Here is a 13560-nt window from a genome sequence, read left to right as displayed (position 1 = left end):
TATTAATGAAACTCATTCCTGTTCTTTTAGCCAGTCGGTTAATGTTTTGATTTGCTCGTCATTCAGTTTTGCATCAGTATGCATCAATGTATATGAGGACAGGGGCATTTGCTTCGTTTCTATTTGTTCTTTGATTGAGTTTAATAATCTTTCTTGTTTCCTGTTTGAGTATGTACCCCATTCATTGAAATTCAAATCTTCTTTTGCGTTTTTGATGTGGTTTTCTACCAATGCTCTTGCGGGCTGTACGTAATCGTACCAAACGTATTTGGTATTGTTGCTATGGCAATCGTAGCAAGAGGTTTGAAACATCGCTTTTATCTGAACAGGCATTTTATAGAATTGGGTAAAATCGGTTGTGTAAACCTGCCCTTTATCTACATTAAGGGCAGGCTGGTAAAATTGAATTGCAATAAAAATAAACAGCACTATTGCCAATATTATCTTTAGTACTTTCTTCATTTTAAAATTCTTTTTTTACAGAACCGCAGGTAAGCATCTGACTGCCGTAATATGGATTTTTTATTGCTTTAGCTTCGCTAATCCAAACAGCACCTTTGCCATCATTGTACATCGGGCAATAGTCCTGATATAATTTTTGGGTTGTTCCGAACAGTGCAATAAGGTCGGAAACGTCTTTGCTTAGCGATGCTAAATGTTCTCTTTGGTGTGCTATCTTTCCGGCATTGTCGCCAATATGCTCTGCGTTTTCCTGTGCATCTTCTGCTATCTCCATATATTGTTTATGTTTATTCGCCGGGATAGCTTTCATATCTACATTTTTTAAGGTAGTATATAATTGCTTTCCTGCGTTAGCAGCAGCTTTGTCGTTATCTGATACAAGTGCATTTTTTAAAGCCAAATAATCCTTAACAATAGGTGCAATAGAGAAGTTTTGCGCTACCTCTTTTACTTCTTGTTGTTCAATTTTTTTTGCTGTGGTATCTATTGATGCCATTGTACTATCCGTATCATTTTGTGTTGATGATGGCAAGTTTTGAGTTCCGGATATTGTTGTACTGTCATTGGCTTGCTGGTCGCTATTTTTGTTAGAAGACTGATTGCAAGAAACTGTAATTGCTGCAACCGTTGCCAGTGCGATGATGGAGAAAAATATATTTTTCATTTTAATGCTATTTAATGTTGTTAAAGAAATTTTTGCGGGTTACTTATTTTCAAATTCTTTCAGCTTTCGCTTCATAAATTCGATTTCCTTTGCCTGTGTTTCGAGTATGTTTTTTTGCAACTCTATCAGTTCGGGGTCGGTTAGCTTTGCTTTTTCAGACATCAGCACTGCTGCTGCGTGGTGCGGTATCATTCCTTTTACAAATTGTTTGTCGCCCACATTTATTTGCTCCCTAATGCCAAACCAAGAGAAAATGCCAATTGCAAGGGAAAATGTAATGATTGCCCAGTTGATTTTTTTGTTTTGATACATTCCTTTCATTATCCATAATTCAATGACCAACATTGCCGAAACCATCAGCAGGGTCATATATAAATTATTGATGTTCGGGATAAGATTATCCAATCTGTCTATCATAGCATACATTAGGAAGTACATTGCTGCGAACATTGCAACAGCCATTATAGCAAACCGTTTGTACATTGCTGAAGAATGTTTGCCGTTATGCCCGTCATTTGCCCCGTGGTGGTGCATATCGAGTTTGTTTTCTATATTTTCCATAACAGAATATTTTATTTATTATTAATTGTTTCCTGTACACTGCCACAGGTTAGCATTTGAGAACCGTAATATGGATTTTTAACGGCTTCTTCCTTGCTTAACCAATTTGCACCTTTCCCGTTATTGTACATTGGGCAATGCTGATAATAAACAGGTGTTTCCTGTTTTGATACCTTAGCCAATTCATACATATTCTTAGAAAGCAAAGCGAAAGTTTCCCTTTGTTTGGCAACATCTTTGGAAGCAGCAATCTGTTCGGCATTTGCCGTCAGGTCTTTCATTACTTTCATCCAAGCTGTATGTTCTTCAGTAGAAAGTTTTGCCATTTCTACCGCTTTGATGGCTTTTACCAATTCGGCAGCTTTTGCAGATGAAGTACCTGCATCAGTTTTTACCAAAGCATCTTTCACGGAAAAATAATTGTCGAACACAGCTTTCAGTTGTGGTGCATTTTGGGCATCGGCAGTATTTGTTGCAGCCATTTCGTTGTGGTTATGGTTGGCGTGTTCGTTTTTCATATCCATACCCGCATCATTGGATTTTGCGGCTGGCTTTAATTCTCTGCTGTACTGGCAACATCCCGGTAATTTTGCATATACATCATCAGGTGCTAAGAATTTTTCGCTGTCGTACCCTGCCAAAGCTATACGTTTCAATATTTCGTCCTGATTGGTCTTATCGCTATCATAAGTGAGCGTAGCCATTTTAGTGTCTTTATTCCATTCTACACTGGCTACCTTATTCACGTTTCCTGCTTTTTCGATAGTGGCTTTACACATACCGCAATTGCCATAAACTTTTACGGTTTCTGTTTTCGCATTCTTGATTTGTGCGAAACTGTTTACTGACGATAGTAATACAACGATTACCATCACTATTTTTGATAATGATTTCATTTTGAAAATTTTTAATTTAGTAAGATAAACAAAGATTGTGCGAAAACTAAATAGCTTTCGACAAGACATATTTGTGGCTATCAAGCCACCGTTTTAGCTTATTTTAGGCGGTTGCCAAATGGAAGAGTAGCCCAGAGAATAGTAGGCTTGTTTGAACACGAATTTTTGCTTTTTAGTTTCGGCAAAAGGGGTTGTTACTTTTAAATCTATTGGTATTTGTAAACTAACAGAAGATGAAGAAGTACTACATCCACAAGAGCCGTGTTTACAATTGCCGTCGCAGTCGTGACCATCCTTACATTTTTTACAAGACTTGTCCTTGCAACTGTCTTTATGGTGAGATTTTTCAGATTTTTCTTTTGAGCAACTTTTTTGTTCTGTCTTAGCTGTTTTTTTTGCACAAGCATAGCTTATGCTTGGCATTAGGAAAAAGCCCAAACACAATAAGATGACAAAGCTGATATGTTTACTCAAATTTTTCAACACTACAAAATTATGAAATTATTTCTTTTAATTGCTATCTTTTGCATTTCATAAACTTCAAATATAGAATTTCAGATAAAAATGTTTAAATGACATATTTCTATTGTCATTTTTATGCTCCTTGAGTAAATACCTATTTAATTATCTGTTGTAATTGTTATACACTATCTAATCAAACAGGTATTTATAGGTTAAAATTATTTTTTGATTAGTGGTTCTATTGTAAAGCCTGCTTTCTTAACCGTATCTATAATTTCCTGTTCGGTCATTCCTTCCGATTTCACGGTCAATACTTTGTCTTTATTTGTTGTGTCCACTTCCCAATGACAGATGCCATCAGCATTATCCAAATGTGGTTTTACTGATGCTACGCAACCACCACAATTAATATTTGTTTTGAATTGAAGATTTTTATTTTCCATTTTTTTACTGTTTTAGAATGTTATTTATTGATACAAATTTCGGTACGATGCCATTCTGTATTATTGTGGAATTTCTTATTTGATTTGTGAGATTTACTGTTTTACTTTTTCCACTTCAACCGCAAGCTGTTAGTTACTACACTCACGCTACTCAATGCCATTGCTGCACCTGCAATCATCGGGTTTAATAGGAAACCGTTTATCGGATAGAGAATACCTGCCGCAATGGGAATACCTATTAAATTATAGATAAATGCCCAAAACAGATTTTGCTTAATGGTGGCTACGGTTTGTTTTGACAATTTTATTGCCTGCGGTATTTTAGTCAGGTCTGATGAAATGATGGTCATTTTGGCGACGTCCATTGCAATGTCCGAACCTTTGCCCATTGCTATACTCACATCGGCTGTTGCCAAAGCGGTACTGTCATTAATACCGTCCCCAACCATTGCCACTACTTTACCTTTACTTTGTAATTCTTTTACAAAATCTGCTTTGTGCTGTGGCAATACTTCTGCTTTGTAATGCTTAATGCCTGTTTGCTCCGCAATGGCTTTGGCTGTAGCTTCGTTGTCGCCTGTCAGCATATACAGGTCAATGCCCATTTCCTGCATTTGGCGGATGGCTTCTACCGATGTTTCTTTAATCTTGTCTGATATGGCTAATACGGAAAGTGCCTGTTTGCTGTCGGCAAACCAAATAACAGTTTTTGATTGTTTGCCCCATTCATTGGCTTGCTTTTGTAATTGTTCCGCAATAGTAATGTTATTTTCTGCCAACAGTTTTTTATTGCCTACAAAATATGTTTCGTTATTATGGTCGGCTTTTGCTCCTTTACCTGTGATACTGTCAAATTGTGTTAAGGTTATGATTGCTGCTCCGTCCAAGTGTTTTACTACTGCTTCTGCCAATGGGTGTTCGGATTGCTTTTCAATGCTTAATAAAATGTCTTTGGACGCATCATCATTATTCAGCCATTGAACGCCTGTTACCTCTGGTCTACCCTCTGTAATTGTTCCTGTTTTATCTAAAATAATGGCATCAACTTTTTTGGCTAATTCTAAACTTTCGGCATCTTTTATCAAAATACCTTTTTCAGCACCTTTGCCAACGCCAACCATTATAGCCGTAGGTGTAGCCAATCCCAAAGCACAGGGACAAGCAATAACCAATACCGTAACGGCTGCCAATAGCCCCTGAACAATCCCGTTATCGCCTCCTAAAACAAACCATAGGATAAATGCGAGAATGGCAATCCCTATCACAACCGGAACAAAGATACCCGCAATCTTATCCACCAATTTTTGTACAGGTGCTTTGCTTCCTTGTGCGTCCTGCACCATTTTGATGATATGGGCAAGCATTGTTTCTTTTCCCACTTTAACCGCTTTGAACTGGAAACTTCCTTTTTGGTTAATAGTTCCTGCAAATACTTTTTCGTTTCCTTTTTTCAGTACAGGTACAGGCTCGCCACTCAACATACTTTCATCCACGTAAGAACTGCCCGAAGTAACCATACCATCAACGGCAATTTTCTCGCCCGGCTTTACAAGGATAACGTCGCCTGCGTTTACATCCTCAATAGCGGTCTGTTTTTCCGTTCCGTCCGTTTGTATCACAATAACGGTTTTAGGTTGTAAGCCCATTAGTTTTTTTATTGCTGAAGAGGTATTGCCTTTGGCTTTTTCTTCCAGTAATTTTCCTAACAGAATAAATGCGACAATTACGGCTGCTGCTTCAAAATATACGTGGGCGTGTAATCCTCTTTGATGCCAAAAGTCGGCAAACAACATATTGAATACACTGAACAGGTAGGCGATACCTGTACTCAATGCTACCAATGTATCCATATTGGCTGAACGATGTTTTGTCTGCTTCCAGGCATTGATAAAAAAATCCCTGCCCAACCACAATACAACAGGTGTAGAAAATGCCCACATAATTTGATTGGCATAAGGTATATCCATAAAGAACATTGCTATCACTACAACAGGCAATGACAGGGTAATAGCCCATACGGTTTTGGTCTTTAGCTTTTGGAACTTTTCAGCGTGGATAGTTTCTAATGTTTCCTGCTGCTTATTTTCTTCCTCAATCAACAAATCGTACCCAATTGACTGTACCGCCTTTTGCAATTTTGAAGCATCGGTCATATTAGGCAGGTATTCAACGGTAAGGTTTCCCGTAGCAAAGTTTACGGAGGCATTTATAACGCCCTCCTGATGCTTTACAATGCTTTCGGCACTGCTCGCACAAGAGGCACAGGTCATACCTATTACTGGAAATGTATTTTTTATGGTGGAAACACCATAACCTAAGTCTTTGATAGCTTTAACCGCTTCGCCTATTGCTTCGCTATTATCTACCGTGATAGCTGCCCTGCGGTTATTCAGCTCTACTTTGTGGGTTGCGATACCTTTAACCTGTGCTAATCCTTTTTCAACGATTAATGCACAATGTTCACTTTCTACATCTTCCAAAGGAAGATAAATGGTTTCTTTATTATTCGTTGCCATAATTGCTTGCTTTAATTAACAATACAAAATTGGCTATTATATTAATGGACGCTATTGTGAAATTTTGGGAATGATTTGTAAGATTTACAATTTATCCAACGGCTTTCTTTTACCTTCTTTTATTTGTTTGAAATAGCTCGGTGTCAGTCCTGTTACTTTTTTGAACTGGTTGCTTAAATAGGCTACACTCGAATAGTTCAGACGAAAGGCAATTTCACTCAAAGACAGTTCATCATATACCAACAGCTCTTTTACTTTTTCTACTTTTTGGGCAATAAAGTATTTTTCAATAGTAATACCCTCCACCTCCGAAAAGAGATTGGATAGGTAATTATAATCGTGGTGCAATTGACTACTTAATACATCTGAAAGATTGGATTTGGTGTCATTGTCCTGATGATGCACAAGGTCAATAATTATATTTTTTATCTTTTCAATGATGCGGCTTTTTTTATCGTCAATGAGTTCAAAGCCCAATGGAATTAAAACCTTATCTAAATTATTTTTTTCTTCTGGTGTAATCTCTTTATCCAATGTTACCTCTCCAAGTTTGATTTTTTTTACAGTCAAACCTAATTTATCCAATTCATTTTGCACCACCATAATACAGCGGTTGCAAACCATATTTTTAATAAAGAGTGTATTCATATATACCTTTTTACGACCTTAACAAAGGTACAAATTAATCTTTGGCATTATATCTTTTAACGCCAAATCCTGCCTCTCAACGCCAAATCCTGCCACATCTTCAAAGGCACTTATCTACTGCTATAATTTTAGGCTTCAAGTAAAATTCTAAACAAAATTATAGTATGGATACACAGCAAAAAGACCTATCGTATTTCAGGTTACGATTACAAGAATTATTAAATACCAGCTTCCCCGAAAAAGCAAACGACCAAAAATTTGTTGAGCAACGTTCTTCGTGGGCTGCCAATGCCTACGAGGGGGCTTTTAGTTCGGGAAACGCTATTGAGCAATGCAACGAAATAGCCAATTACATACTTTTTGAGGGCTTGCATTTCTCCAAATTCGATACCGTGTTTCAGGTGGTATGCAATGAGTTTGATACCATAATGGCAGATGAGGAACTGCGACCGTTCTCCCTTAAAATGTTTCCTGTTTGCGAGCCTGTTTTCTCCGGCTATGAACTAACCGATGATTTCGCATACGGTTATGAGTTTGACCTGCTCTATACCGAAATAACCGGAACCATCGCAATATGGATAGAGGAAAATGGGCTTCAGTAAAAAGCAACATCTCCAACAGAACATTGATGCCCTGCGAATTGCTTTTAAACTGGAAAAGGAGAAACGGCAAGCCACCGTAGGCGAAAGACTGCTAATGATGCAATACAGCGGATTTGGCGGTCTTAAATTCGTATTGAACCCCATAGCGAACGAAATAGACATCAACAATTGGAGAAAGACTGAACACGACCTTTTCCCGATTACGCAGGAGCTCCACCAGCTACTCAAAGAAAATTCCGAAGACGAAAAGCAATACCGCAGGTATGTGGATAGTATGAAAAGCTCTGTTCTGACGGCTTTTTATACACCGCCACAGGTCATAGATGCGATTTCTGCAACTTTGCGTGAAAGCGGTCTGAACATTGATAAATTCCTCGAACCCTCCGCTGGTATCGGGTCTTTCATACAATCCTTTTCAGAAAATCAAAAAGCCAGTGTTACTGCTTATGAAAAGGATTTGCTCACAGGCAAGATTTTAAAACAGCTGTATCCCGAAAGCACTATCCGCATAAGCGGTTTTGAGGAAATCTCCGAAAAGGAACAAAACAGCTTTGATGTAATCGCCAGTAATATTCCATTTGGCGATACTTCCGTTTTCGACCTTTCCTATTCCCGAAGCAAGGACAGTGCAAAAGTACAGGCATCCCGAAGCATACACAATTACTTTTTCCTGAAAGGTGCTGATATGCTCCGTGAGGGCGGTTTGCTGGCTTACATTACTTCACAGGGCATTCTGAACAGCCCGAAGAACGAACCGATACGCAGGGCGTTGATGCAGGGTAATAATTTGGTTTCGGTTGTCCGCTTACCCAACAACTTGTTTACGGAATATGCAGGAACGGAAGTCGGCAGCGACCTTATTATCCTGCAAAAGAATACGGCAAAACAAAACTTGACCGAAGCCGAAGAACTGTTTTGCCGAAGCAGCCAAACAGAATACAATACACCGGGCAATGCACTCTTTCAGGACAGCACAAGAATTGTGCATACCGACCGTAAATTAGATACCGACCCTTACGGGCAACCTGCCCTAATCTATACGCATAAAGGCGGCGTTGAAGGGATTTCCAAAGACCTCAAACAAATGCTTTCCGAAGATTTTGGCAGGCACCTGAATTTGAATTTATACAAAGGCGAACGGGACGATGAGCCAGTTATCCAAATTCCAGTTGAACCAAAGGTTACACCTCCGGTTATTGAGCCTGTAATCATTCAGCAAAAACCGCAACCTGTACCCACGCCCGTAATCCATCAGGAAAGCCCGCAGGAATTAAAGCAACTAAGCATTTTTGACCTGTTTCAAAATATAGACGAGCCTGTAATGGTTCTTGCTCCGCCCAAAAGAACGACAACAACCAAAAGACAAAGCACGAAAAAAAGAAGAGGTACAATAGGTCGCCAGCCCGACCTGTTCAGTTCGATGCAGCAACCTTATAAACCTCTTATTACTAATAGAGCCACTAATGGAAATACATCAGCCAACGGCAAAAAACAGGAAGCTATCGGCGACCTGTTTTCAGGTTTGGGTGGGAATGGCCAAGCTGCTCAACCAGCCGTTCCCGATACCATTCCCGAACCTGCTCCGTATAGTGATAAACTGCAATCGTTCCACCGTAACGATTGCCTTGTGGTGGATAATGGTTGGGTGGGTTATCTGCAAGATGTAGATACATCAGACGGTACGGCAGTTTTCCACCCTTTGCAGTTACCGACCTTACAGAAAGCAAGAGCCGAAGCGTACATTGCTGTACGTGATGTTTACCAAGACCTTTATAATAAAGAGGCAAAGTTTCAGACCGAATACAAGGAAGAACGGGAAACCCTTAACCGCCTTTACGATGCCTTTGTCAAAAGGTACGGCAATCTCAACAGTGCCGATAATGTCAAGCTCATCAAAACGGATAGCTCCGGTAAGGAAATCCCTTATTTGGAACGTGTCGTTGGTGGCGTGGTACACAAAGCGGATATATTCAGCCGTCCTGTAAGTTTCTCCACCTTAACAATAGCAACGGACAATCCCGAAGAAGCGTTAGCGGCTTCGCTGAACAAATACGGAAGCGTGGATTTGGACTATATGTCCGAAATCAGCGGTATGACGGACGATGCTTTAAAAGAAGCCTTACACGGTCGTATCTATTACAATCCTCTGCAAAAGGAATATGAAATATCCGAACGCTGGATTGCAGGTAACGTAGTAGAAAAAGCCCAAGAGGTCAAAGCGTATCTCGAACGCAATCCCGATGATGCCGAAGCCAAAGCAAGCCTTACAGTCATAGAAGAAGCCCGACCAAGGCGTATCGAATTTGAGGAACTCGATTTTAATTTGGGCGAACGCTGGATACCCACAGGTATTTATGCCCGATTTGCTTCACATCTTTTTGATACGGACGTACTCGTTCATTACTCTGAAAGCTCCGATGACTTTTCAGTAAAGTGCGACCGTAAGAATTTGCATATATGGGAGAAATATGCTGTCAAAGCTGAAAGCCGGACGTTTGACGGGATTGCCCTGTTCAAACACGCCCTTGTCAATACCACGCCTGATATTACCAAAAAAATTACGGTTGGCGACCAAGAGGTCAAAGTACGGGATATGGAAGCCATACAAATGGCGAATACCAAGATTGATGAAATCCGTACCGCCTTTACCGATTGGCTCCACGCCCAAAACGATGAGTTTAAAAGCAGGCTGACCGACCAATACAACGATACCTTTAACTGCTTCGTCCGACCGAACTATGATGGAAGCCATCAGGACTTTCCGGGCTTAGACCGTAAGGCGTTGGGCATTGAAGACCTGTATTCAAGCCAAAAGGACACGGTTTGGATGATTAAGCTAAACGGCGGTGCTATCTGCGACCACGAAGTAGGTGCAGGAAAAACCCTTGTGATGTGTACCGCAGCACAGGAAATGAAACGTTTGGGATTGGCACACAAACCGATGATTATCGGGCTGAAAAGCAATGTTCACGAAATTGCCGAAGCCTACCGCACTGCCTATCCACACGCTAAAATCCTGTTTCCGGGCAAAGAAGATTTTACCCCCCAAAAACGCCTGCGGATATTCGGCGATATTAAAAACAACGATTGGGATTGTGTTATTCTGACACACGACCAATTCGGAATGATACCGCAGTCGCCTGATATACAAAAGGAAATCCTCGAAATCGAATTGGACAGCGTGGAGCGTAACCTCGATGCACTGCAATCGCAAGGAAAGGAAGTTACCAGAGGGATGCTTGCCGGAGTAATCAAGCGAAAAGAAAACCTCGAAGTCAAACTCAAAACCCTGCAACACGATATTGAAAATCGTAAAGATGATGTGGTGGACTTTAAGATGATGGGCATTGACCATTTGTTCGTTGATGAAAGCCACCAATTCAAGAACCTGATGTTCAATACAAGACATACAAGGGTTGCCGGATTGGGCAATGTGGACGGCAGCCAAAAGGCATTGAACCTGCTCTTTGCTATCCGTACCATTCAGGAACGCATCAATGCGGATATGGGAGCAACTTTCCTTTCGGGAACGACCATAAGCAACTCACTAACGGAACTGTACCTACTTTTTAAATACCTGCGACCAAGAGCATTGGAAAAACAGGGCATTCACTCTTTTGATGCGTGGGCTGCCATTTATGCAAGGAAAACGACCGATTATGAATTTTCTGTTGCTAACAACATTGTAGCAAAAGAACGTTTCCGATACTTTATCAAAGTGCCGGAGCTGGCACAATTCTACTCGGAAATCACGGATTACCGAACGGCAAAAGATATAGGCATTGACCGCCCCAACAAGAACGAGGTATTGTATAACATACCGCCTACTCCAGACCAGGAAGATTTTATCAAAAAGCTAATGGAGTTTGCCAAAACAGGAAATGCTACCTTATTAGGAAGAGAACCTTTATCACAAAGCGAAGAAAAAGCAAAGATGCTTATCGCAACGGACTACGCCCGTAAAATGTCTTTGGATATGCGGATGGTAAGCGGTGCGTATGATGACCACCCCGATAATAAGGCTTCGCATTGTGCGGCAAACATTGCCAAGTATTACAACCAATACAACGCACAGAAAGGAACGCAGTTCATTTTCTCCGATTTGGGAACATACAAGCCGGGCGAATGGAATGTGTACTCCGAAATCAAACGCAAGCTCGTGGAAGACCACGGCATACCTGCACACGAAGTCCGGTTTATACAGGAGGCTAAAAATGATAAGCAACGCAAGGAACTTATCAAAGGAATGAACGAGGGTAAAATCCGTGTGCTGTTCGGTTCTACAAGTATGTTGGGTACAGGTGTGAATGCACAAAAAAGAGCAGTTGCCGTCCATCATCTGGATACACCGTGGCGACCAAGCGACCTTGCCCAAAGGGATGGTCGGGCAGTCCGAAAGGGCAATGAAATTGCCAAGTTCTTTGCAGAGAACAAAGTAGATGTGATTATCTATGCCGTAGAAAAATCATTGGATAGCTACAAGTTTAACCTGCTGTACAATAAACAGCTATTTATAGACCAATTAAAAAACAACAATCTCGGCAAACGGACTATTGACGAGGGCAGTATGGACGAAAAATCGGGAATGAACTTCTCGGAATACGTGGCTATTCTTTCGGGAAATACAGACCTGTTGGATAAAGCTAAAATAGAAAAACAGGTTGCCGGATTGGAAAGCGAAAAACAGGCGTTTAACCGTTCAAAGTATAGTGCAAAGTACAAATTGGAAGACTATACGGCTGAACTTGATAAAGCCCAATCCCGTTTTGACCGTATGAGCCTTGATTGGAATAATCTGCAAGAGCGTATTCAAAAACGTTCGGACGGTACAATCGCAAATCCTGTGCAATTGGACGGCTTGCCACCCAATGCGGATATTAAACAAATTGGTGCAAAGCTCAACCAGCTTTCGGACAAAGCCCGCACCGGAGGTCAGTATGAAGAAATCGGTGCATTGTATGGATTTATGCTGTTGGTAAAAACCGAAATATCCGAAAAAGAGGGTATGGATATACGGGTAAACCGCTTTTTGGTTCAGGGCGAGGGCAATATCAAATATACCTATAATAACGGTATCATCGCTAAAGATGAAAAGCTGGCTACTGTGAACTTCCTTAGTGCTCTGGAGAAGTTGCCAGGCTATATAGAGCAGGAACAAAAGAAAATTGCAGAAATACAAAAGGATTTACCTGTTCTTCTGGAAGTGGTAAACGGTACGTGGTCTAAGGAAAACCGATTGAGTGAACTCAAAACGGAACTGTCTGCCGTTGAACGGAAAATACAGTTGTCTATAACGCCTGAACCCAAAGAGGAACCTGCGGAACAAACCGAAAAACAAAAAGAAACTCCAAATATTTTGGAGAGTATTGTACGGACGAAAGGTATTCACTTACCCCGTGGGGTATTATAATATGTAAAAGTATCCGCTACATTTCTTCCTGTTCATCCATTTTCCTAATCAAAGCATCCCGTAAGCTGTCAAGAAATTTTGTTCGGTTTATTTTTCGGGATTTAAGTTCCATAAATGTATGATAAAAGTCGCCCAAATCAACATTAAAAGCACGTTCAAATGTTTTGGCAATAACTTTAATATCTGCATTTCCATTGTCAAGCACAGCTCGCGAATGCAGTGCATAAATCAATTCTATGAGTGCTGTTTTGCTCCCTGTCCAATTTAAATTCGGTAGGTCTGTTGATTTCTCTCTATACGTAGTGTTGTGAAGCTGGTCTTCAAGATAGACTTGTATCAGGTCATTAGCTATAATCTTTGCTACTTTGTAATCGTGGGATGTGGAAAAGTTGCGGTCTGCCTCAAAATAATACGTGTCTAAACTTAACTTAATATCGTACTTGCCTCGTACAAAGAGCTTATCGTCAATGAAAGAATTATTGGTTCGGTAATATTTATAAAATTCAAGGTTGTTATCGAAATACCTTTTGAGTTTTTTCAACTCATCACTAAGGTATTTCTTAATAGGTTTTGCACCGTAAGGCTTTTTTGTTTCGATTTTATAAATGGCATTATAGTAAATTAGTTTTGAAACGATGGCAGGCTTCTGATGTTTGAAAAAATGGATTTCCTCATCAATATTCTTAAATCCCCTATTTAAAACATACTCCTTTACTTCGGACAAGCATTTAAGGATGATATCTATAACGGCTTCTATCCTTTGTATAGAGTAGTCTGTTTCTATCTCCAATTCATCTATTGTTGTTTCCAGTCTAAGCAGTGTTTTATTATAAAATTTATCCATACGGTTGGTCTGTTTAATTTGGCTTTCGAAAAAGCACTATCCGTAATAAATA

The 13560-nt window shown here is 40.2% G+C and carries 11 protein-coding genes; 2 read left to right on the top strand and 9 right to left on the bottom strand.

Translation table 11 applies throughout. The annotated features are described in order from the left end of the window. Positions 1 to 12: 12 nt before the first annotated feature. From KKI44_RS20115 to KKI44_RS20080, 8 genes are all read right to left on the bottom strand, one after another. Positions 13 to 462, bottom strand: coding sequence for a heme-binding domain-containing protein (locus tag KKI44_RS20115; protein WP_026706434.1), 450 nt, complete (start codon positions 460 to 462; stop codon positions 13 to 15). Between the two features lies 1 nt (position 463). Then, complete coding sequence (locus KKI44_RS20110; protein ID WP_026706435.1) at positions 464 to 1126, bottom strand: DUF3347 domain-containing protein; 663 nt, start codon at positions 1124 to 1126, stop codon at positions 464 to 466. 39 nt (positions 1127 to 1165) lie between these two features. Then, positions 1166 to 1687: a DUF305 domain-containing protein gene (locus tag KKI44_RS20105; protein ID WP_026706436.1), complete on the bottom strand. Its 522-nt coding sequence runs from the start codon at positions 1685 to 1687 to the stop codon at positions 1166 to 1168. Between the two features lie 11 nt (positions 1688 to 1698). Next, positions 1699 to 2583: a DUF3347 domain-containing protein gene (locus KKI44_RS20100; protein WP_026706437.1), complete on the bottom strand. Its 885-nt coding sequence runs from the start codon at positions 2581 to 2583 to the stop codon at positions 1699 to 1701. A gap of 93 nt (positions 2584 to 2676) precedes the next feature. Continuing rightward, positions 2677 to 3057, bottom strand: a complete 381-nt coding sequence (locus KKI44_RS20095; protein WP_214588867.1) for a hypothetical protein — start codon at positions 3055 to 3057, stop codon at positions 2677 to 2679. 206 nt (positions 3058 to 3263) lie between these two features. After that, complete coding sequence (locus KKI44_RS20090) at positions 3264 to 3488, bottom strand: heavy-metal-associated domain-containing protein (protein WP_026706439.1); 225 nt, start codon at positions 3486 to 3488, stop codon at positions 3264 to 3266. 101 nt (positions 3489 to 3589) lie between these two features. Further along, on the bottom strand, positions 3590 to 6004 hold the full coding sequence (locus tag KKI44_RS20085) for a heavy metal translocating P-type ATPase (RefSeq protein ID WP_214588866.1): 2415 nt from the start codon (positions 6002 to 6004) through the stop codon (positions 3590 to 3592). A gap of 84 nt (positions 6005 to 6088) precedes the next feature. After that, positions 6089 to 6652, bottom strand: coding sequence for a helix-turn-helix domain-containing protein (locus KKI44_RS20080; RefSeq protein ID WP_026706441.1), 564 nt, complete (start codon positions 6650 to 6652; stop codon positions 6089 to 6091). A gap of 164 nt (positions 6653 to 6816) precedes the next feature. Between KKI44_RS20080 and KKI44_RS20075 the strand changes: the two genes are divergently transcribed. Together KKI44_RS20075 and KKI44_RS20070 are read left to right on the top strand one after the other, a co-directional pair. Further along, a complete protein-coding gene (locus KKI44_RS20075) occupies positions 6817 to 7254 on the top strand; it encodes a DUF1896 domain-containing protein (RefSeq protein WP_028298702.1) in 438 nt (145 codons plus the stop codon). Further along, on the top strand, positions 7241 to 12664 hold the full coding sequence (locus KKI44_RS20070) for an N-6 DNA methylase (RefSeq protein WP_214588865.1): 5424 nt from the start codon (positions 7241 to 7243) through the stop codon (positions 12662 to 12664). Before KKI44_RS20075 ends, KKI44_RS20070 begins: the two co-directional genes overlap by 14 nt. 16 nt (positions 12665 to 12680) lie before the next feature. Here the strand turns inward: KKI44_RS20070 and KKI44_RS20065 are convergent, their stop codons facing one another. Further along, positions 12681 to 13508, bottom strand: coding sequence for an RteC domain-containing protein (locus KKI44_RS20065; RefSeq protein ID WP_214588864.1), 828 nt, complete (start codon positions 13506 to 13508; stop codon positions 12681 to 12683). Positions 13509 to 13560: the final 52 nt, after the last annotated feature.

The sequence above is a fragment of the Chryseobacterium sp. ZHDP1 genome, assembly GCF_018603435.1.
GTDB classification, from domain to species: Bacteria; Bacteroidota; Bacteroidia; order Flavobacteriales; family Weeksellaceae; genus Chryseobacterium; species Chryseobacterium indicum.
Note: the sequence above shows the minus strand (reverse complement) of the source record. Positions and strands in the feature narration are given on the sequence as shown.